Raw genomic sequence first — 20,097 nt, forward strand, 5'->3', positions numbered from 1 at the left:
TCTCGTCTCTCCCTCAGGAAGCAGCCATCAGGCGCAGCTTCACCTTGTCGACTTTGCCGACGGCCAGCTTCGGCAGCTCGGCTTCGAGCCGGAACACCTTCGGCACCTTGTAGTTGGCCAGGCGCCCGCGCGCGTGTTCGCGCAACTCCGCCACGCTCACCGGCGACCTCGGCACCACGAAGGCGTGGCCCACCTCGCCCCAACGCTGATCGGGCACCCCGACCACGGCCGCGAACGCGACCGCCGGGTGCTCCTCCAGCGCGACTTCGATCTCTCGCGGATAGACGTTGTAGCCGCCCGACTTGAACATCTCCTTGAGCCGGCCGACCAGCCGGATGTGGCCGCCCCGCTCCTCGACTGCCAGATCGCCCGTGTGCAGCCACCCGTCGGAGTCGATTGCGGCGAGCGTCGCCTCCGGATCGCGGAAGTAGCCGCGTGTGATGAAAGACCCGCGGATAAGCAGTTCGCCGCTTTCGCCGGGCGCCGCGAATGCTCCGTCCAGACGGCGCAGCGCCACCTCATAGTTCGGATCCACCCGGCCGACGCTCCACGACAGCACGTCAAGGGAGTCACCCGGATCGGTGTAGGTCACCGATCCCGTCGACTCGGTGAGGCTGTAGCTGGTGGCCAGCCGGGCTCCCGTCTTCGACAGGGTTTCCAGCAGACTCCGCGGCGCGGCGGCTCCGCCCCACAGGATGTACTCCAATGAGCTGAGGTCGCTCTCGCCCCACTCCGGCGTGGCGACCATCGCCAGCAGCTGTGTGGGGATGCAGTAGAGATGGGTCAGGCGTTCCCGTTCCACCGTCCGAAGAGCCTCTGCCGGGTCAAAACGGGACAGGTAAACCACTGTGCCGCCCGCGACCAGGATCGACGTGCTGATGTCGCCGAGCCCGCCGATGTGGTTCAGCGGAAGGTCGCACAGCTTACGCGGGGCCTGCCCGTACCATTGGCCCGCCTGCACCACCCCGCAACTCGCCAGGCCCTGGTGTGGGACGAGCGCTCCCTTCGGCTTGCCCGTGCTCCCCGAGGTGTAGATCATCGCCGCGGGGTCCAGCCCCGCCACCTCGCGCCGCGCCGCCGACAGGCGGTCATCGGGGGTCGCCGCGTCGATGAACTCCTGATAACTCGGCCATCCACCCCGCACCACACGGATGTGCCGCTCTGACGAGAGTGCACGCAGCGTCGCCTCCTGCGTGAGGTCGTCGGGACCGAGCATCCCGAACAGCAGCACCGGCTCGCTGTGACCGACCACATGAGCCAATTCGGCGGTGGTGTACTTCGGATTCAATCCCACCCAGATGCCGCCGATGCTCGCCGTCGCAAGAAAGACCACGAAACATTCGGGCTGCGGGTGGCCGAGCAGCGCGACCCGGTCGCCACGCTTCACCCCCGCGGCCAGTAGCGCAGCCGCGCAGCGGTCGACGTCGTCGCGTAGACGCTCGTATGTCCAGCGCCCGCGTTCCCCGGCCAGCGCCTCCCCGGCCGGCCGATGTGTGGCCCAATAGTCCACGTAATCGGTGATGCGCGGGAGAACAGGGATGCTCATACGGGCAGCGCCTCCTGACGTAGCGACAACAACCGAGCGGCGTTGTCGTGCAGCAGCGCGTCCAAGGTCTCCGCCCGCAGACCAAGGGCGTGCCACTCCTCCAGTGCCCGCTTGTGCGGGAAAACCGGCCAGTCCGTGGCGAAGAGCACCTGGTCGCGGAGCAGGTTGTTCATGAAACGCAGCATCATCTCCCAGCCTGAGCCCGGCACACCCAGATACTTGGGGGCTAGACCGCCGAAATCGATGAACACGTTGGGGTGGCGCCGCGCGACCGCGACGATCTCCGGAACCCACGGCCAGGCCGCATGGCAGGCGATGAGGGTGGCCTCAGGGAAGTCGCAGGCCACCTGGTCCAGCCGCACCGGGCGTTCGGCCTCGATGGGATGGCGCCGGGAATAGTTGACGCCCGTGTGGACGGCGACGGCGAGGTCGAGCTCGGTGGCCTTGGCGTAGACCGGGTAGAGCGAGCGGTCGTCGATGGCATGGCCGAAGAAGGACGGTTGTATGTTGATCCCCTTCAGGCCGAGGGCGGCGACCCGCTCGATCTGGCGCACCGCGCGCATCACCGAGAAGGGCTCCAAAGTGACCGTCCCGAAGCCGGAGAAGCGGTCGGGGTGGAGCCGGACCTGCTCGGCCACCTCTTCGTTGAGCGCGTCGGCGTAGTCGCCGTGCTCGTACTCGGCGTGGAGCACGGCGTGGCCGATCCCGGCCTCGTCCATCTCAGCCAGGAGCTCGGCCACGTCCTTGTGCCAGCCGTTGCCGATGTCAAGCACTGCTTCGTACTGGGTGTAAACCTCGCCTCCGGCGGACAGCGGGGGACGGACGGCGCTGGGCACCCGCACACGGAAATCGATGATCGTCATAGGTGCCGAATTCATGGAACGTTCCTCTGAGTCGGAAGAGTAGGTCATAGCGGTAGGCCCGCCGGTGTGCGGTGCCGCCAGGGATAGGCGCGCTCAAGCTGCCCCGCCAAGGCCAGGACGGTGCCGTCCTGCCACCTGCCTCCGATGAGCTGAACACCCAAAGGCAGGGCGCCCGGCTGCGGAACCAGCGGCACAGAGATCGCGGGCAGGCCCAGCATGTTGCCGAGGGCGGTGAGCGAGGCGGTCTGCAAGGCGCGGCGCAACGGCACCCAAGGGTCTGTCTCCTGCCCTTCCCACAGCGATCCCACGCGGGGCGCGAGGACGGGGTTCGTCGGGGTGAGCAGGACGTCAACAGAGTCCCACGCCTTGTACATCTCAGCCGACCGGAGCTGCAGCTCCAAGATGGTGGTCACGTAGGTCAAGGAATCGGTCTCGCGGGCGGCCTGGCGAAGCGTGCGGTTGAGCGGCTCCACCGCCGACTCGTCGACCACCGCGCAGTCGGCCGAGCCGGTGGAGTAGAAGATGTCGAACCGGGGCGCGAACCAGTCGGGGTCGAGTCCGGGGATGTCCTGCTCCACCACCTCGTGGCCGAGATCGGCAATCATGTCGGCCGCGCGGCGGAGCGTATCCCGCGCCGCCGGGTCCACCTCCACGTGAAACGCGGGCTGGAGGTTCAGCCCGATGCGCAGCCGCCCCGGGTCACGCAGCGCCCGCTCCTGGAATGGCGTCTCGGGACGGGGAGGCGCATACCACGTGGGCCGGGGAGCGGCGGCGAACACGTCCAGGATGGCCGCGGTGTCAAGCACGGTCCGGGTGAGCACGCCCTCGGTGGCAAAGCCCTCCATGTAGTGAGCGTCTGCGGGGACCAGCCCTCGGCTCGGCTTCATTCCGACCAGCCCGCAGTAGCTCGCGGGCTCCCGGATGGAGCCGGCGCCGTCGGAGGCATGCCCCACCGGCACCAGGCCCGCGGCCACGGCGGCGGCCGAGCCGCCGCTGGAGCCCCCCGGGCTGTAGGCCAGGTCCCAGGGGTTGCGGGTGGCACCGTGGCGGTCGGACTCGGTGACCGAGACCGTGCCGAATTCCGGGGAGGTCGTCGCGCCGACGAAGACGAAGCCCGCCTCGCGCAAGGCCCGCACCGCCAGGGCATCGCTCTTCATGACCTCGTGGCCGACGCCATTGGACGCGCTGCACAACGGCCACCCGCGTACCGGATGGAGATCTTTGATCGCGATGGGGACGCCGTGGAACGGGGGCAGCGTACCGCCCTGCCGCACCTGGGCGTCGGCGGCATCCGCGGCCTGCCTCGCCTCGTCGGGCGTGACATGGCAGAACGCGTTCAATGCCGGATCGATCTTCTCGATCCGCGCGAGGTAGCCTTCCACGATCTCTCGGGAGCCGACCTTCCCGGCGCGGATGTGCTCGGCGAGTTCGGAGGCGGTGGGCCAGCCTTCACGGCCTGTGCCGACGGGGTCGGTCATTGTGTCTCCTTGCGGGTCGCGCGGCGAGCGGGACGCCAGCCGGGGCCTGGGACGCTTGTGCGCAGCAGTCGGGTGTAGGGGTGCCGGGGATTGTCGAGCACCTGTGCGGTGGGCCCGCGTTCGACAATCGAGCCCCCTCGCATAACGACGATCTCGTCGGCGACCTGGCGGACAACGGCGAGGTCGTGGCTGATGAACAAGTAGGCGACACCGGTGCGTTCGCGTACGCCGGCCAGCACGTTGAGCACCTGGGCCTGGATGGACACGTCGAGAGCCGCGACGGACTCGTCGAGTATGAGGATCTGCGGCTCGGCGGCGAGTGCCCTGGCGATGGCGACCCGCTGACGCTGCCCGCCGGACAATTCCGACGGCAAAACGTTCATCTGCCGTTCGTCGAGTCCCACCAGATCGGCGAGTTCGGCCACTCTGCGGCGGCGGCCGGCCGCGTCGAGACGGGTGTGCAGGCGGAGAATCTCATCCACGGCGGTGGCCGGACTCTGCCGCGGGTCGAGGCTCGAATACGGGTCCTGGAAGACGATCTGGATCTCTCCGCCCCGTCTGCGACGCTCTCTGACCGAGCGGGGCGGGTGGGAGCGGTCATGGCCGCAGGCGGTGATACGTCCCGCCGTAGGCCGCTCGAGGCCGACGATCATGCGGGCCACGGTGGTCTTGCCCGATCCCGATTCGCCGACGACGGCCAGGGCCGCGCCGGGGCGCAGGGAAAAGCTCACGTCGGCCACGGCGACCGCGCCTTTGAAGGTCTTGTGCAGCCCCTCTACCTCCAAGATCGCCTCAGTCATGGGAGACCGCCTGGAGTTCTTCGACGCGGACGCAGGCCACTTGACCGTCCAGCAGAGTGCGCAGCTCGGGGCGCTGCTCGCGGCAGCTCTCCCGCACGTGCGCGCAGCGGGTGTTGAACGCACAACCGTCGGGCGCCTCGAACGCCGACAGTGGGCGACCTGGAATGGTCGTCAGACGATCGACTTTCCGTTCGATGGACGGACGGGCGGTGGCGAGCGCAGCCGTGTAAGGATGCAGCGGGCGCTCAAGCAGCGACGCCGACGCCCGCACCTCCATGACCCTCCCTGCGTACATAACCGCGGTGCGGTCGCAGATCGCCGCGGCCAGCTCCAGGTCGTGGGTGATGAACAGCATGGCCAGCCCGCGTTCGCGGCGCAGCTCGTCCATGACCGCCATCACCTCGGCCTGAGTGGTAACGTCGAGCGCCGTCGTGGGCTCGTCGGCCAGCAGCAGCCGGGGCTCCGCGAGCAGCGCCGAGGCGATCATGACGCGCTGCAGCAGTCCACCCGACAGCTCGTGGGGATATTGGCGTAACCTCCGGCGCGCCTCCGACACGCCTACCTCGTCGAGGACGTCCGCCGCGCGGTCCTCGGCCGCCGCCCGGCTCATCCGGCGGTGGATGCGCAGCGCCTCGGTGAGGAAATCGCCCACGCTGCGCACCGGATTGATGTGAGCACGCGGATCCTGGAAGATCACCGGCATCTCGGCGCGCATTTTGCGAAGCGCCGCCCCTCGCAACGTGCCGAGGTCCACACCTCGGACCCTGATGTTGCCTTCCATCCGCGCTCCGGGCGGGAGCAGCCTGATGATCGATCGGACAGTCATGGACTTACCGGAACCCGACTCCCCCACCAGCCCGACTGCCTCGCCTTCGGCGATCGACATCGACACATCGCTGAGCACCGGTTTGGGCCGGTCCTCGCCCGCGAGTGTCACCGTCAGGTGATCGATGTCAAGAATGCCGCTCATGCCGTACCTCCTCGCCGGAAGAGCCGCCACGGGCGGTGGACTCGGCGGCCGTCGGACAACCGCTCCCCCAGCACGTTGAAGGCCACGACCAGCAGCACGATGCAGCCGCCCGCCAGCAGTGACTCGGCGGGATAACCTTGCAACACGCCTGACTGTCCGCTCGCCACCATCACGCCCCAGTCGGCGTCGGGCGGCTGCACACCGAGCCCGAAGAACGACACGATCGCCAGATCCACCATCGCGTAGCCGAAGAACAGCGTCGCCTGGGCGGCGAGCAACGGCAGGAGGTTCGGCACAAGGTGCCGCAGGCAGATCGTGAAAGCTCCCAGTCCCTGCACCTCCAAAGCCTGTATGTAAGGTTTATGGCGCTCAGCGACGGCCGCGCTCCGCACCAACCGTGCGATGTAGGGGATGTAGGCCACGGCGAGTGCGAACACCGCCGATGTAAGCCCCGGGCCGAAAACCGCGGCGACGAGCATCGCGAGCAGAACGCCGGGGAAGGAGAACATCACCTCCAGTACGGAGGACACCATTGAGTCCAGCCAGCCACCGCGCCACGCCGCGACGACCGCGATGGCCGTGCCCGCCGTCATGCCCAGCGCCACCACCCAGAGCGGCCCCAGCAGAGAGGTCCGCGCCCCTGTCAGCAGGCGGGCGAGCAAGTCACGGCCCTGGCTGTCGTATCCGAGAGGGTGCCCGGGAGTGGGCGGACCGTAGGCGTGCGCGAAGTCGCTGGCGTTGGGGTCGGCCGACGCCAGCTCCGGGCCGATCGCCGCGAGCACAACCGCCACGGCGATCACCGTCGCGGCTGTCACGCCGAGCGGGCCGAGACCGCCGCGTCCCGCCCGTGCGCCTGCGCGGGCCCGGACCACCGAGGTCGCGGTCATGACCGCCTCCCCAGCTGGAACCTCGGGTCGAGCATCGTCGCCCCTACGTCGACCAAGGTGTTGACCAGCACGAAAGCCGTCACGAGGACGAGCGAGATGCCCTGTACCACGGCGAAGTCCTTCGATAGCGCGGCACTCACGAGGTAGGCCCCCAATCCGTTGAGACCGAAGGCCCGCTCCACCACGGCAGACAACGCGATCATGGATGCCACCGTCATACCGGCCAGCGTGCTGATCGGGATGGCCGCGTTACGCAAAGCGTGGCGGCGCACGACGGTCGCGTACGGGATGCCGCGGCTGACTGCCGTCTGCACGTGCTCAAGGTGCAACTGCCGGCGCACCGACGTCCGGGTGACCCGGGCGACGGTGGCGGCGGCGGCCGCGGCGAGGGCGAAGGCCGGCAGTGTGAGGTGCCGGATGCCGTCCCAGAACCCCGATCCTCCGCCGAGAGCTGGAAACCACCCCAGGCCGACCGCGAAGATCCCGATGAGGGCGATCGCCGCGACGAACGGCGGGACTGCGACGACGACCGCCGTCGCGATCACCACCAGCGAGTCGACGAGTCCCGGCCGAAGAGCCGCCAGGAGACCGAACGCCACACCGACCACCAGAACGATCACTGTCGCGTAGATGATCAAAGCGATCGTCGTCCCAGCGCGCGACGCGATCAGATCCGACACATCCTGCCGCAAGGTGATCGACAACCCTAGATCGCCCTGCACCGCATTGCCCAGCCACATCGCATATCTGATGAAGAAGGGCTCGTCCAGGTTGTAGCGTTCCACCAGCACCTGAATGCTCTCGGGCGGCAACGACCGGCCCCCCGCGAGCGTCGCCAGCGGATTGCCCGGGGCTATCGAAAGCCCGGTGAACACCACAAAGCTGGATACCAGCAGTGTCACCATCAGCATGATCGCCCGCCGGATGAGATACGCGGTCATGCGGCTAGCCAACCGCTCCGAGCCGGTCGGCCCACGGCGCGAACAGATGCTGGGAGGACACTGTGGCCCCGGTGAGCTTGGAGCTGAGCACCAGCACCGTGTCCGGCGCGACGACCGGAATCCACGGCAGGTCCTCGGTCAAAGTCTGCTGCGCCTGGATCGTGTGCTGTGCCTGCTGCCGCTGGTCGTCGGTGCCGCGGGAGCGTTCGAGCAGGTCGGCCACCTTCGGATTGCGGTAGCTTCCGTAGTCCTGCGGGCCGCCGGGAATGGAGAGGGTTGCGTAAAGCGCACCGGGGTCGGCCCAGTTGGGATAGTTGGTGGTGAAGAAGCCGTCCACGTCCGCGCGCGCCTTCGGATCCAGGAAGAACCCGCTGTAGGCGTCGGCGGAGACGGCCTTCAGTTCGGCCTTGAGCCCGATCTTCTCGGCCGCCGTCTTGAAGAGGTTGGCCTCGGTGACGAGCTTGTTGAGCTCGTTGCTCATGCCGAACCTCACGGTCTTGCCCGTCGCGCCGGCCTCCTGCACCAGCTTGCGCGCGGCCTCCAAGTCGACTTTCGGAGCAGGCAGGGCGTCCCAGGCGGACTTGAAGGCATCCTTTTCATAGCCCCACGCGCCGGGGGCGCCAAGAGCGCGGGCAGGCTGAGCGGTGCCCTTGTAGAGAGTCTGGATATAGGCCTCGCGGTCTACGGCCAGCGACAGCGCACGCCGCACTCGCGCGTCGGACAACACGCCCTTGTCCATGTCGGCGACGATCAAGGCGTCGATGAGGTACGACGGCCCCCGGTAGACCTTCACCGCCTGACTGGCCCGGACCTGATCCATCGTGGACAGCGGCAGTTCGAGGTAGGCCCCGTCCACCTCCCCGGTCAGCAGTGCCGCGGTCAGCGTCGCCTCGTCGGGGATGCCCTTGAAGTCGATTTGCCGCACCAGCGGGACCACGTCGCGGTTCCAGTAGCCGTCGTTGCGCACCACGGACAGCACGTCACCGGTCCGCCACTGGCCGAGCTTGTAAGAGCCGGTGCACATGGCGCCGCCCTTGACCGTGCCGTAGTCCTTGCCCTTCGCCTCGACATAGCGCTTGGACACCACCATGCCCGGCATGTAGGAGAAGACGTTGCGCAACCAGTAATCGGGCTGCTTGAGCTTCACGGTGACCTGCAGCGGGCCGGTGACCTCGACCGAGGCCACCCTGCTGAGCATGGGCACCCAGTAGCCGCCGGCCTTCGGATCACGATTGCGTTCGATGCTGAAGGCGACGTCCTCCGCTGTCATGGGAGATCCGTCCCAGAAGGTGACGCCCTCGCGCAGTGTCAGGACAGCGGTTTTCGCATCCGTGTAGTCCAGCTTTGTCGCCAGCCCGGGCTCCACAGACCCGTCAGGGCCCTGCCGGAACAGAGCCTCACACATGAGGCTGGTGACAGTGATCTCGGGATAGTCCCCCGTGGTGATCGGGTCGATAGAGGTGGTGCCGCGATAAAGCGCCCAGGTGATGCGATCGACCTTCCCTGCTCCGGGAGGAGTGGTCGTGACTAGTTCCTGCTGGGGTGCGCTATTTGGCAGCGCGGTGCCCGGTGAATTGTCGGTGTCTCGATAACAGCCCGAGGTGAGGAATATGAGTGCGGCCGCTGTGGTAGCGAAAGCCCTTTTTCGCACGCCTTGCATCTTGTACCCGCCATGTGTGCCAGGAGCCGTCATGGACCCCTGGTGGAGAAAGGTGATGGTGGAGATGAGTACTGGGGAGGTGAGCACCCGTGGGGATGAGAGCTGGTGGGATGAGTACTGTGGCGATAAGTAGTCGAACGCTCGCTCAAATATACGCCCGCGTCAAGGCGTATTCACATCAAAGTAGTGCTTCTACCTCGGCCAACGCATCGCCGAGAACTTCCAGGAAAAGATCGCAGTCCGCCTCTGCCAACACCAGCGGAGGTTTGATCTTAAGAACGTTGTCGTCGGGCCCGTCCGTGGAGATCAGGACTCCACGCGCCTTCACTGCCTCCTTGACCGCAGCCGCTTGCGCGGTGGCGGGCTCCCGGTCGGCAAGGCTGAGCTCGACGCCGATGAACAGACCTTCTCCGCGAACATCCCCGATCAGCGGATGACGCTGCTGGAGACCGCGGAGCCCCCGCAGGAGCCGCTCACCGCGGTCCCGCGCCTGAGCTTGGAGGCGCTCGTCGCGGATAACGTCAAGCACAGCCAGTCCCACTTCGGCGGAGACCGGATTGCCGCCGAACGTATTGAAATACTCCATTCCTGTCTCGAAGGAACGTGCGATTTCCGGCGTGGTCACCACGGCGGCGATCGGGTGGCCGTTACCCATCGGCTTGCCCAGCGTGACAATGTCCGGCACAACATCCTGCAGCTCAAAGCCCGAGAAGAATCGCCCCACACGTCCAAGGCCCACCTGCACCTCGTCGGCGACGCAAACGCCCCCGCCGCGGCGCACATGCTCGAATGCCTCACGCAGGTAACCGTCCGGATAGACGATCTGACCGCCGCAGCTCTGCAGCGACTCAGCGAAGAACGCCGCCGGCTTTCGCCCCGTGGCCGTCAGGGCATCGATCCGCTCCGCCACTGAGGCGGCGTATCCGCCGGCGAGTTCGCTGTCGCGACCGGCGCGCAGCCCGCCCCGATAAGGGTCGGGCAACTCGCAGATATGGGTGGTGTCCGGTTTACCGAGCCCACCGCGCCGGTGGAACTTGTATGGACTCAGCGCGATCTGCGAGGTGAGATGCCCATGGTAGGCATGGTCGAGGACCAGGACGTCCTGCGAGCCGGTATGAGCCGCCGCCAGCCTGAGTGCGAGATCGTTGGCTTCTGAGCCGGAGTTGACGAAGAAGCACACCCGCAGCGGATCGGGCATCAACTCGATCAGGCGGTGGGCGAGCTCCACGATGGATTCGTGTAGATAGCGCGTGTTGGTGTTAAGCACGGCCGCCTGCCGATGGGCCGCCTCCACCACACGCGGATGGCAGTGGCCCACATGGCAGACGTTGTTGACCAGGTCCAGCCACGGCCTGCCGGAGGAGTCATAGAGGTAGGCCCCCTCACCTCGGACGATGTGCAAAGGCTCACGGTAGGACAGGCTCAACGACGTGCTGAACGTGCTGCGGCGACGGGCCGCCAGGGCGGAGGCGCCTCTGCGCGGCCGGGTCGCGCCGCCCCGCGGGTGCCCGAGCAGCAAATTGGGGTCGAGGCTCACGCTGGTCCACAGGTCTGCTTCATCGGGGGACACGATCTCCACCTCCGCCCCTGCGAGGTGAGTCAGCAGTCGAAGACCGAGGTGTGAGCCGTTGATCGTGCCCAGCGGAGCACCGGCCGCCAGCTCGTCGCCCGGACCGATCGAGTGCGCGGCGAGGTGCTGGTAGACGGTCCAGAACGGCACGCCGTCGTCGGTGCGATGCTCAAGCAGGACAGACGAACCCGCCTCCGCTTGGCGCACCACGGCGGGCAGAGGACATCTCACGGTGACCGTCTCGCCGGTGTAGAGATCGCACCCCAGGTGGACACCGAGGTCGGACGTCTCACCGTGACGGGTCAGCACCAGCCGCGCCCCCTCCGGCCGGTCCCGGTCGGTGCGGCCTGCGACGACGGCGCCGCCCACGACCGTGTCATCACCCAGCACACCGCTGGGGCGCGCCGCCCCGGACTGCAGGTGCCGGCGCACGAGGCGGGCCTGCGGATTGGCCTCGAATCCGACCGCGTCCCGCAGCATGAAGTGGGCGAGATCGGGGTCTGTCCGCGCCGACCGGCGCAGCGCCCGCGCGACTCCCTGCTGGCTGACCAGCAGGTAGTCATTGCCTGGATCCTTGGCGCGCTGGTAGGCGGCCAGGCAGATGCTCATCGCGAGCCTGGTGCGCATCAGGTCGAAAAGCACCTCCAGCTCGGCCACATGCAGTGGCGTCACTGAGTCGTAGCCGCGCACCAGCGGCAATACCGCCCGTAGCGGGTCGGCATGCGGCTGCATCGCGTAGGCGCCGGCCACCGCCACCCCGCAGACACGCGGGCTCCAGACCACGTCGCCGAAGTCGATGAGCCCGGTGACATCCTCGTCACCCACCAGGATGTTGAGCTCGTTCGCGTCATTGTGGATGACCTGGTGGGGCAGAGCCGCGAGGCGTGGGGCGACGTGGTCGGCGTAGCGCTCAAACACCTCGGTCACCAGTGGCCTGAGGTCGTCGGCGACCGCCGGGGCAAGCTCCGCGACCCGCGGCGCGCTGGTCAGATTCCAGACCAGGTCGCGGCGCATCGCCGGGTGTACGAAGTCGCGCAGAGCGTGGTCGACCTCCGCCACCCGGCGGCCGAGGCTCCACAACCTCTCCTCCGTCGGGTCGATCTCTGCCCAGGGGCGGCCGTCCATCCAGGTCAGGACCCTCGCGATACGCGGGCCGTCAGACCAGTCGACGGTGGCGCGGGAGCGTCCGTCGAGGGTCGCCACGCTCCGGGGGGCGGACGGCGGGTCGGGTTGTGCCGCCAGGTGCAGCAACGCCGCATCCTGCAGGTCCAGCTCGGCAGGGTCGACGCCGGGTGCGTGAAGCTTGAGAACGTATCGCTCGCCGTCGGCGCCGACCACCTGAAAGTTGCGGTCGCTTTCCCCGGGGAGCGGCCGCACTCGGCCGTGGAGCCCGTACAACCTGTGCGCGATCTCGGCGGCATCGGCAATCTGGTCTGGCGAGCTCGAAGTGGTCGCGGGCTGCCTCCCGTCAGCGTGGCCATCGGCGGTACGGGTCACGTCATCTCTCCTCTCCAAATATGATCGAACGCTCGCTCAAAAAACTGGTTATGTCAAGACCTACGCGCAGGTAAGGCTCAGTCGAATGCTTTAGAACCCGTCACGTGGTTCTATGGACAGCTCGATCCGCTCCAGCAAGAGCTCGGAGTCGGGCATGTTGAGGTCTTGGACCTTCAGCAGGCGACCCTCGTGGTTCGCCCCCATCAATGACAGAGCCATGTCGCCGAAGCGCTCACAGAGTTGCGGGATGTCCAGTGCGCCATCGGCTCGATACCAGTGTGCGACACCGGTCGCCATTTGCAGTAGCGCCAGGCGTGCGACGTTCCCGCGATCTTGGAACACACCGTGGCGCACACCGGCTCGCAACGTGTCGGCCCACACCGCCTCGTAGGCGTCGCGCAACCGCTGGACGCCCTCCCGCGCCTCACCGGTCAACGCCTGAAACTCGTGGTCGGCGACCTTGGCGGCGCGCGGGTTGCGCGCGTGAAACGCGACGTGCACGGCCATGAGCGCGACGAGACGCTCGGCCGGGTCGTCGATATCTCGCAGTGTCGCCTCACTGCCGGCGACCAGCGTTTCCATGACGCGACGAGTGACGGCCTCAAGAATTTCATCCTTGGAGGACGCGTAGTAGTACATCCCCGAGACTGCGACTCCTGCGATCTCCGCAATGTCGCGGATGCCGGTGCCGTGAAAGCCTCGCTCGGAGAAAAGCCAGCAGGCTGCCCGGAAAAGCTGCATCTCCGTGCGAACCGAGCGCGCGCGGCGGGATGTCTTCGCCTTCATCCGGCCACCGTTGTTGCGGTGGCCGGAAGGCTGGTTGGTGGTAGCCATAATGCGGGCCTACTCCATCGCCAAGGCGGTCGCGGGGTTTGTCACCGTGAGTGCGGTGATCTCGGCTTCCGTCATGCCCATGCGGCGCATCAGCGGAACAACGTTCTCCAGGATGTGGGTGTAACCAGGGCCACCATAGCGACGAAGGTAGACCTTCTGGCAGATGTCCTGAGCGATCAGCAGGCGGTCTTCGAACCCTTCCTCTATCAACATTTGTAGCCACTCGACACGTGTGCGGTCGTTGGGTCGCTGCGCGTCGGCATTGAAGGCATAGTAGCTGGACTCTTGACCAAAAAGATCTAGTTCCAGGTAGCAGCCTGTGGCCGCGAGGTCCAGCAGGTCCTCGGCCCGCCAGAGAGTGCGATCGAGATGAGACATGATCACTCGCCCCGGGTCGCCGCCCGCCTCCACCACCGTTCGCATGGCTTCCCGAGGTGCCCGAGGGTCGCGGCCGGGATGGATCTGCAGTGGCGCCCCAGATGCCTGCTGTGCGCGGCAGGCGGCACGCAACACTCTCTCCTCAACGGGATGCACGGGCCAGCTCAACCCGATCTCTCCGATGAGGCCGGCCCGGACCCCGGTGTCGCCGACACCGTCACACACATCCGCCACGATTTCCTCGCAGATGGCCTCAGCCGGCGCTTCGTCAAGCCCGCTCGGATGGTAGTCGCGGCAGTAATATCCGCTTCCCATGACGATGTGGACGCCGCTGCCACGCGAGACGCGGGCGAGCCCAAGCGGGTCTCGGCCAAGCCCCAGCGGGCTGGAATCCACCACCGCACCTCCGCCCGCCAGCCGATAGAGGGTGAGTTCCTCGACAGCGTCTTGCTCGGACAGCAGGCGCAGGTTGTCGAGGTTCAAAACCGTGCGCCGGACCCAGTCGTAGTTGTCGAGGCGCACCGGTTCTGCGACGCGGGCGCGCACCGACGCGGGGAACTCCGGCCGGATGCCGGTCGGCGATGTTGTGCCACCGACCGGCGCCGTCCCCCAGGGCTGCACGATGGCCGACATGTCGGACAGCACGTGCTCGTGCGGCTGGGTGTGGCCAAGCGCAGACGGCTCGACATCGCCGAGGACTGTACGCACCCGACCCCGCGATAACTTTTTCATCCACCCTAATCTATCGAACGTTTGGTCAAAAAAGCAACCATGATCGTTAACTGAAGGTGACGTCCTGAGCCAGGGTCAGGTGGCCCGAATAGTTGACGGTGCTGGTCGCCCTGCGCATGTAGGCCCGCCACGAATCGGAGCCCGACTCCCGTCCGCCACCGGTCTCCTTCTCCCCTCCGAAGGCTCCACCGATCTCCGCGCCGGATGTTCCGACGTTGACGTTGACGATGCCGCAGTCGGAACCGTCGGCGGCCGTAAAACGCTCCGCCTCCTGAACGTCCCGGGTGAAAACGCTGGACGACAACCCCTGAGGAACATCGTTGTTCAACGCGATCGCCTCCTCGAAGGTGCGGTAAGTCTGGAGATAGAGAATCGGCGCGAAGGTCTCCTCCCGCACAATGCCCGACTGGCCGGACACACCGACAATCGCAGGCTCGACGTAGAAAGCGTCCGGCGCCTCATCGGCAAGGCGACGCCCCCCGCCGACGAGGATTTCGCCCCCCTCGGAACGGGCGGTCTCCAACGCGTCACGCATCGTTTGATACGCCTGCCGTGAGATCAGCGGCCCCACCAGGGTGCCGGCGTCGAACGGATCTCCAATGGGCAGCGTACGGAACGTCGCGACAAGCCGCTGCATCACAGAGTCGACGACGTCGGTATGGACGATCAGCCGGCGCAGGGTCGTGCAACGCTGACCCGCCGTTCCCGCCGCCGCGAACACGACAGCGGAGACCGCCAGATCGAGATCGGCCGATGGGGCGACGATCGCGGCGTTGTTGCCGCCGAGTTCGAGCAGGGACCGGCCGAATCGAGCGGCCACCCTCGGCCCGACCTCCCTGCCCATGCGGACGGAGCCTGTGGCGCTGACAAGAGCCACCCGCCGGTCGTCGACCAGTCGCTCGCCGATCGCGCGGCCGGCGAGCAGCAAGCGATGGACATCGCGCGGTGCCCCCGTCTCCTCGATCGCCCTGGCGAGCAGCCGATCACAGGCCAGCGACGTCAGAGGCGTCAACTCCGAAGGTTTCCAGACCACGGTGTCGCCGCAGACCAGCGCCACAGCGACATTCCACGACCACACCGCGGCCGGGAAGTTGAACGCGGATATCACCCCGACGACGCCCAGGGGGTGCCAGGTCTCCGACAGCCGATGGCCCGGCCGTTCTGAGGCGATGGTGCGTCCGTAGAGCTGCCGGGACAGACCGACTGCGAAGTCACAGATGTCGATCATCTCCTGGACCTCGCCGAGCGCCTCCGAACGGATCTTGCCCGTTTCGATAGTGATCAGCTCGGCCAGATCGCCCTTGTGCACACGCAGAAGCTCGCCGAGCCTTCGCACCAACTCGCCGCGACGAGGCGCGGGCACGGTGCGCCAGGAAAGGAACGCCTCGTGAGCGGCCTGGACGGTGTCGTCGACCGCGGCCGGGGCGGTGGCCGCGAGATCGAAGAGACGGCCGCCGGTGATCGGCGTCCGCGCCTGCACGCCACCGCCCTCCTCCAGCTGGACATCCATCCGGGCCAGCACATCGATCGCGACCTTTCTCAGGTCATCGGTACTGGGCAACACAATCGTGGTCATTGCTACCTCGAACTCTCCTTGATTTCCGGTAGGCCGAGGGCGGCGGCGACGTCGGCGAGCGACCGTGCCTGCTGCTCCTCATACAGTGCGAACGGGTCGAGAACTTCCTGCCGCATGGCATCGGCCAGCCTTCCGGCGTCGTAGACGGCCGCCGCCGACTCGTCGTCCTTGGTCCCCTCGCCTGTGAGGTTGGACTGGAAGATTCCTGCCGCGGATCGTGGCAGGAAGTCCTCGTACACGATAGGTACGGCGTGCACCCAACCGTGGTCGATGAGATCGGCCAGGTCCGCATCCGGCCGCCGCCCGTCGGGCACGCGATCCCCCGCCGGCCGATAAGTGAAAAAGCCCAGCCCTCGGGCAGCGAGCTCCCGCTCGGTCGCGGGAAACTCGCGCTCCCACAGCGTCCGCGCGACCTCGGCCCGTTCTTTGGGGGCGGCACCGGCCGCCTCGGCGTCCGCCAAAGCCATCAGTTCGTCGTAGTGTTTCCGGCCGGTGCGGGTCAGTGCGATGCCGCGGGCTTCCACTTCGCCAAACCTGACCCGAAGTGCGCCCGCCGTCACCGTGCCGTCCTCCAGGCGCAGCCGCCGAGGCTCGGCCAGCGCGCGGAAAGAGGTCTGGCGCAACAGCACATCCGGACCACTCCAGCGAGGCGGCCCTTGGATCGCATCGATCATGGTGATGCCTCGATCGGTCATGCGCCGATAGAGGTCGTCGATGTCGAGCACACGTGGTGTGAGGTGGTTGATGTGTGTGCTCGTCACACCACCGATGTCGGCGGCGACGGCTGAGATCCGTTCGAGGGTTTCGTACCAGGCCTTGTCGATCGGCTCTGCCGAGAGCGCGAACGCTTGAACGGCAAGGTGGATGAACCGCTTCGCCCGTTCCTCCGGCAGCCCGCCGGCGAGTGCCGCCTCATCGGCGAGTCGCAGAAGCTCGGGCGGGAAAAGCCGCCGCGCGGCCAGGAAGTTCTCCAGTCGCTGCCTGAGATCTTTGTCGAAGAAACGGCGGTCGGAAGTGGTGAGCATCGAGGTGAAGACCCGGAAAGGGTTGAAGGCCAACTCACCCGCCTCGACGGGACGAAACGCCGTCGAGACCACTGGCACGGCACGGGAGGCGGCCTCCCGAAGGTCGTAGAAGCCCACCGGCCGCATCCCGAGCGCGCTGAAGACCCGGGAGACCTGCTGGAGCTCGTCGGGTGTGCCGACGCGGATGGCCCCGTGCCGTTCGGCGGTGACCCTGTCAATGGAGCCGAACCGCTCGGCAGCGGCCCCCGCCTGCTGCAGCACATTCTCATTGACCTCGTGGGCTGTCTCCACGAGTGTCAGATAGGCGGGGACCTCCCGCCCGTACATGTCGGACAGTTGCCGTGCGAACGCCGCACGCATCTGCCCATGCGAGATGAGTTTCATTAGGTCGCCTTCCGATGCCCGGTCCAACGATGAGGGCCGAGCATGTGAATCGCCAAGCCCCAGCAGGCCGACACATTCCTGGTCACTGAGTAAGCGATGCTTATGCTGGTGCTATGCTCAGGCCCTCGCATCTGGTCACCCTTCGAGAGGTGTGCAGAACCGGATCTTTCGCACTCGCGGCGCGCTCACTTGGCTATACGGCTTCCGCTGTCTCCCAGCAAATGGTGCTGCTGGAGAAGGACACCGGACTTGTCCTGTTCGAGCGCGGAGCCCGCGGTGTGCGCGTCACCTCCGCGGCCCGGCGCCTGATGGAATTGAGCCGACGCGTCCTGGCGGATCTAGACGACCTCGGCCATGAAGTGCGTGAACTGGCCTCGGGCAGCAGCGGGCGACTCCGTTTGGGCAGTTTCCCTACGGCCAGCGTGCGGCTGGTGCCTACAGCGCTGTCGAGGTTCACGCATCGATATCCTCGGGCTCAGATCTTCTTGGAGGAAGGCGAACCTGACGAACTGATCCACATGCTGGTGGAAGGCTCGCTCGACCTTGCCATTGTGTATGAATACGCGCTCGTCCCGCAGAGGTGGCCCGACGGGATCGCCGAACACGACCTGCTCAAAGAAGACCTGCTCCTTCTACGGCTGGGAGACAAGGAACCCGATCGGCCTCCCGAACTCTCGACGCTTGCCGGAGAGCGCTGGATCACCAGCCGCGAGGGCACAGGCGGTGCACTGTCGCTGACCAGGCTCTGCGCGGAAGCCGGATTCACGCCCACGGTGGCCTTCCGAAGCAACAACTACGACGTCGTACGGCATCTGGTCGCCGCCGGCCTGGGAGTGGCGATTGTGCCCGCCCTCAGCCATGTGCATGACGACCGCATCCTGGCGACCTCACTGGAATCGGCCTCCGCCTGCAGGAGAGTCGTGGCCTTGCATCGAGAGGCCAACAGCAACCCTCTACTCGACGACGCCCTGACGACGCTCCGCGATGTCGTCCGGACGCGTGTTCATCTCAAGATCTGAGCGCGTCGGTGGAGTCGCGATCGTTCAGCGCGCTCGCGCATCGACAGCCGGGTGGGCCGCAGCCCAGTCGATCAGGGATCCGGCAGTCTGGAACCGGCGACTGGAGAGCGACTCGCCCAAGATGACACCGACCAGCAGCCGATCGCCGCGCTCGGCCGCGAACGTGAGCGTGTAGCCCGCCGCCCTCGTATACCCGGTCTTCACCCCGACGGCGCCCGGCGCGCCGAGGAGCCTGTTGGTGTTCCGCCAGGCATAGTAGCGGTTCTCCGCCGTCGTGGGCACCGTGTGACCGATGGTCGAGGTGATGGCCTTGAACACCGGGTCCTCCACGGCGACCTGGGCGAGCCTGGCCTGATCCTCGGCGGTGGAATAGCCAGGGCCGCTTGGCCCCGACAGACCGTCGGCGTTGACGTAGAGCGTGTTGTCCAGCCCGAGATCACGGGCGGTCTCGTTCATCTTCGCCACGAACTCGTCCACCCCCGGCCCGTAGGTGCGGGCCAGCGCCTGCGTGGCGTCCGCCCCGGAGGGAAGCAGCGTGGCGTAGAGCAGGTCCTTGACGGTGAGCGAATCCCCCACCCGCAGCCCCGCGGTCGCGGCCCCACCGGCGTTGGCGTATCCCACGTCACTCGCCAGGATCTCAACCCGGTCGTCGAGGTTGGCCTCGTTGAGCACGACATATGCCGTCATCACCTTGACCAGGCTGGCGATCGGCATACGCTCTTGCGCTCGGTGGCTTAGCCGTACTTCATCGGTGGAGGTGTCGAGGAGATAGGCGGCCCGGCCGTTGACCACCGGCACGTCGTGCACCGGGCGGACATAGGCCATGGGGGACGTCGTCTGTGTGGACTGGGCCAGTGCAGGGGTGGAGATTCCCGCGGTCAAGGCGACAGCGGCTGCACAGAGGGTCAGTCCAGCTTTCCCGATATGCATGCCCTTGAGAGTGCCATAGGAAAACTGTGACCCCCCGCGGGTATGACCTCAACGATCTCACTGCGATGCCCGATATCCCGGCGGCACCGGAGGTTCCCGCTTAGGTAAAAAATATTGGGGATCACTCCTCTTTTGCTCCGGCGCCTTTCACAATCGTCGCAAGAGTTTCCCTGAACACTTAGACAGGGAAAGCCCCATGGGACACCTCCGCACCATGCACACGCTGGAGATACGTGCCAGCCGTTATATTTCGGCGCGTTACGAGTGCCCCGGATCCGATAGTGCTCGGCGGAGGATCTCGTCCAGTTCAGTTTCGAACAAGGCGGACGGGTCGGGGACCATATCGGCCAGGTGTCCGTGGAGTTCGAGCACCAGCAGGCCGTGGCATCCGGCGGCCAGTCGCACCGCCAGCTGGAAACTCTCGTCGGCGCTGGGAACCGGCTGGGTGCGCCACTCCTCGCCGGCCGGGGGCTCCGGTTTTTGGCGGGCCTCCTGGATCAGGTCCATCAGCAGGACCATGATGCTGCGGGCCATGGGCCCGGTTTCTGCGGGTGCGCGATAGCCGGGGACCGGGCGGCCATACAGCAGGTCGAAGAGTTCGGGGTTCTCCAGCGCCCATCGCCGATACGTGCGTGCGTAATGCCGAATCCGTTCCGCGGGTGCCTCGCCGCAGCTACGGGAATCCGCCACCGTGCGTCTGAGCGTGTCGCCGAGGTCGGTGTAGGCGTCGATGAGCAGCTCGGTGATCAGGGCGTCCCGGGACGGAAAGTAGCGATAGAGCGAAGGTCCCCGCATCCCGAGGTCACGGGCGATCGCGTTGACGGACAACTGCCCCGCACCGCCCAGCTCGGCGAGGTGGCGCCGGGCCACGTCCTTGATCTCCTGCCTCAGCTGGTCGCGGTATCGCGCCCGGGGTGAGGAAGGTGTTCGCTCTCGCTCCGAGGCGTCGTCAGCTGCCATGGCTCCATCTTGACATCGCTTTGCATTAACTACATCCTCTAGCTAAA

At 66.8% G+C, this 20,097-nt stretch carries 16 protein-coding genes; 1 reads left to right on the plus strand and 15 read right to left on the minus strand.

Annotated features, from left to right (window positions below):
• Positions 1–13: 13 nt before the first annotated feature.
• The 13 genes from Ssi02_RS23640 to hglS form a co-directional block, all read right to left on the minus strand.
• Complete coding sequence (locus Ssi02_RS23640) at positions 14–1,546, minus strand: class I adenylate-forming enzyme family protein (RefSeq protein WP_204029261.1); 1,533 nt, start codon at positions 1,544–1,546, stop codon at positions 14–16.
• Positions 1,543–2,424, minus strand: a complete 882-nt coding sequence (locus Ssi02_RS23645; RefSeq protein WP_204029262.1) for an amidohydrolase family protein — start codon at positions 2,422–2,424, stop codon at positions 1,543–1,545. Before Ssi02_RS23645 ends, Ssi02_RS23640 begins: the two co-directional genes overlap by 4 nt.
• Before the next feature lie 29 nt (positions 2,425–2,453).
• Complete coding sequence (locus Ssi02_RS23650) at positions 2,454–3,887, minus strand: amidase (protein ID WP_204029264.1); 1,434 nt, start codon at positions 3,885–3,887, stop codon at positions 2,454–2,456.
• Positions 3,884–4,687 (minus strand): ABC transporter ATP-binding protein, encoded by an 804-nt coding sequence (locus Ssi02_RS23655; protein ID WP_204029266.1) that lies wholly within the window; start codon positions 4,685–4,687, stop codon positions 3,884–3,886. Before Ssi02_RS23655 ends, Ssi02_RS23650 begins: the two co-directional genes overlap by 4 nt.
• On the minus strand, positions 4,680–5,657 hold the full coding sequence (locus Ssi02_RS23660) for an ABC transporter ATP-binding protein (protein ID WP_204029268.1): 978 nt from the start codon (positions 5,655–5,657) through the stop codon (positions 4,680–4,682). Before Ssi02_RS23660 ends, Ssi02_RS23655 begins: the two co-directional genes overlap by 8 nt.
• Positions 5,654–6,544 carry an ABC transporter permease gene (locus Ssi02_RS23665; RefSeq protein WP_204029270.1) on the minus strand — a complete coding sequence of 297 codons (891 nt, stop codon included), beginning with the start codon at positions 6,542–6,544 and terminating at the stop codon, positions 5,654–5,656. The genes Ssi02_RS23660 and Ssi02_RS23665 overlap by 4 nt, the downstream gene beginning before the upstream one ends.
• Positions 6,541–7,485 (minus strand): ABC transporter permease, encoded by a 945-nt coding sequence (locus tag Ssi02_RS23670; protein WP_204029272.1) that lies wholly within the window; start codon positions 7,483–7,485, stop codon positions 6,541–6,543. The genes Ssi02_RS23665 and Ssi02_RS23670 overlap by 4 nt, the downstream gene beginning before the upstream one ends.
• Before the next feature lie 4 nt (positions 7,486–7,489).
• A complete protein-coding gene (locus tag Ssi02_RS23675) occupies positions 7,490–9,136 on the minus strand; it encodes an ABC transporter substrate-binding protein (protein ID WP_204029274.1) in 1,647 nt (548 codons plus the stop codon).
• Between the two features lie 187 nt (positions 9,137–9,323).
• Positions 9,324–12,212, minus strand: a complete 2,889-nt coding sequence (locus Ssi02_RS23680) for an aminotransferase class III-fold pyridoxal phosphate-dependent enzyme (RefSeq protein WP_204029276.1) — start codon at positions 12,210–12,212, stop codon at positions 9,324–9,326.
• Positions 12,213–12,302: 90 nt separating this feature from the next.
• The gene (locus tag Ssi02_RS23685; RefSeq protein ID WP_204029278.1) at positions 12,303–13,046 is read right to left on the minus strand and encodes a TetR/AcrR family transcriptional regulator; all 744 of its coding nucleotides are present in this window, start codon (positions 13,044–13,046) and stop codon (positions 12,303–12,305) included.
• A gap of 9 nt (positions 13,047–13,055) precedes the next feature.
• A complete protein-coding gene (locus Ssi02_RS23690) occupies positions 13,056–14,156 on the minus strand; it encodes a phosphotriesterase family protein (protein ID WP_204029280.1) in 1,101 nt (366 codons plus the stop codon).
• 46 nt (positions 14,157–14,202) lie between these two features.
• Positions 14,203–15,732, minus strand: a complete 1,530-nt coding sequence (gene amaB, locus Ssi02_RS23695; protein WP_204029282.1) for an L-piperidine-6-carboxylate dehydrogenase — start codon at positions 15,730–15,732, stop codon at positions 14,203–14,205.
• A gap of 2 nt (positions 15,733–15,734) precedes the next feature.
• Positions 15,735–17,141: a 2-oxoadipate dioxygenase/decarboxylase gene (hglS, locus tag Ssi02_RS23700; protein ID WP_239129456.1), complete on the minus strand. Its 1,407-nt coding sequence runs from the start codon at positions 17,139–17,141 to the stop codon at positions 15,735–15,737.
• Positions 17,142–17,254: 113 nt separating this feature from the next.
• Here hglS and Ssi02_RS23705 point away from each other — a divergent pair, with 113 nt between their 5' ends.
• Entirely contained in the window at positions 17,255–18,160 is a 906-nt protein-coding gene (locus Ssi02_RS23705; RefSeq protein WP_204029284.1) for a LysR family transcriptional regulator, read from the plus strand.
• A 24-nt stretch (positions 18,161–18,184) separates the two neighbouring features.
• Here Ssi02_RS23705 and Ssi02_RS23710 read toward each other — a convergent pair whose 3' ends face one another.
• Together Ssi02_RS23710 and Ssi02_RS23715 are read right to left on the minus strand one after the other, a co-directional pair.
• The gene (locus Ssi02_RS23710; protein ID WP_239129459.1) at positions 18,185–18,985 is read right to left on the minus strand and encodes a D-alanyl-D-alanine carboxypeptidase family protein; all 801 of its coding nucleotides are present in this window, start codon (positions 18,983–18,985) and stop codon (positions 18,185–18,187) included.
• A gap of 363 nt (positions 18,986–19,348) precedes the next feature.
• The gene (locus tag Ssi02_RS23715) at positions 19,349–20,050 is read right to left on the minus strand and encodes a TetR/AcrR family transcriptional regulator (RefSeq protein ID WP_204029288.1); all 702 of its coding nucleotides are present in this window, start codon (positions 20,048–20,050) and stop codon (positions 19,349–19,351) included.
• Positions 20,051–20,097 lie beyond the last annotated feature (47 nt).

This window comes from Sinosporangium siamense (assembly GCF_016863435.1).
GTDB classification, from domain to species: domain Bacteria; phylum Actinomycetota; class Actinomycetes; order Streptosporangiales; family Streptosporangiaceae; genus Sinosporangium; species Sinosporangium siamense.

What these genes read in the sequence shown, in the direction of transcription:
- Ssi02_RS23670 (WP_204029272.1), bottom strand. Translation starts at nt 7,485, where the DNA reads ATGACCGCGTATCTCATCCGGCGGGCGATCATGCTGATGGTGACACTG.
- Ssi02_RS23705 (WP_204029284.1), top strand. Translation starts at nt 17,255, where the DNA reads ATGCTCAGGCCCTCGCATCTGGTCACCCTTCGAGAGGTGTGCAGAACC.
- Ssi02_RS23685 (WP_204029278.1), bottom strand. Translation starts at nt 13,046, where the DNA reads ATGGCTACCACCAACCAGCCTTCCGGCCACCGCAACAACGGTGGCCGG.
- amaB (WP_204029282.1), bottom strand. Translation starts at nt 15,732, where the DNA reads ATGACCACGATTGTGTTGCCCAGTACCGATGACCTGAGAAAGGTCGCG.
- Ssi02_RS23715 (WP_204029288.1), bottom strand. Translation starts at nt 20,050, where the DNA reads ATGGCAGCTGACGACGCCTCGGAGCGAGAGCGAACACCTTCCTCACCC.
- Ssi02_RS23710 (WP_239129459.1), bottom strand. Translation starts at nt 18,985, where the DNA reads ATGGCCTATGTCCGCCCGGTGCACGACGTGCCGGTGGTCAACGGCCGG.
- Ssi02_RS23640 (WP_204029261.1), bottom strand. Translation starts at nt 1,546, where the DNA reads ATGAGCATCCCTGTTCTCCCGCGCATCACCGATTACGTGGACTATTGG.
- Ssi02_RS23645 (WP_204029262.1), bottom strand. Translation starts at nt 2,424, where the DNA reads ATGAATTCGGCACCTATGACGATCATCGATTTCCGTGTGCGGGTGCCC.
- Ssi02_RS23660 (WP_204029268.1), bottom strand. Translation starts at nt 5,657, where the DNA reads ATGAGCGGCATTCTTGACATCGATCACCTGACGGTGACACTCGCGGGC.
- Ssi02_RS23690 (WP_204029280.1), bottom strand. Translation starts at nt 14,156, where the DNA reads ATGAAAAAGTTATCGCGGGGTCGGGTGCGTACAGTCCTCGGCGATGTC.
- Ssi02_RS23665 (WP_204029270.1), bottom strand. Translation starts at nt 6,544, where the DNA reads ATGACCGCGACCTCGGTGGTCCGGGCCCGCGCAGGCGCACGGGCGGGA.
- Ssi02_RS23655 (WP_204029266.1), bottom strand. Translation starts at nt 4,687, where the DNA reads ATGACTGAGGCGATCTTGGAGGTAGAGGGGCTGCACAAGACCTTCAAA.
- Ssi02_RS23650 (WP_204029264.1), bottom strand. Translation starts at nt 3,887, where the DNA reads ATGACCGACCCCGTCGGCACAGGCCGTGAAGGCTGGCCCACCGCCTCC.
- hglS (WP_239129456.1), bottom strand. Translation starts at nt 17,141, where the DNA reads ATGAAACTCATCTCGCATGGGCAGATGCGTGCGGCGTTCGCACGGCAA.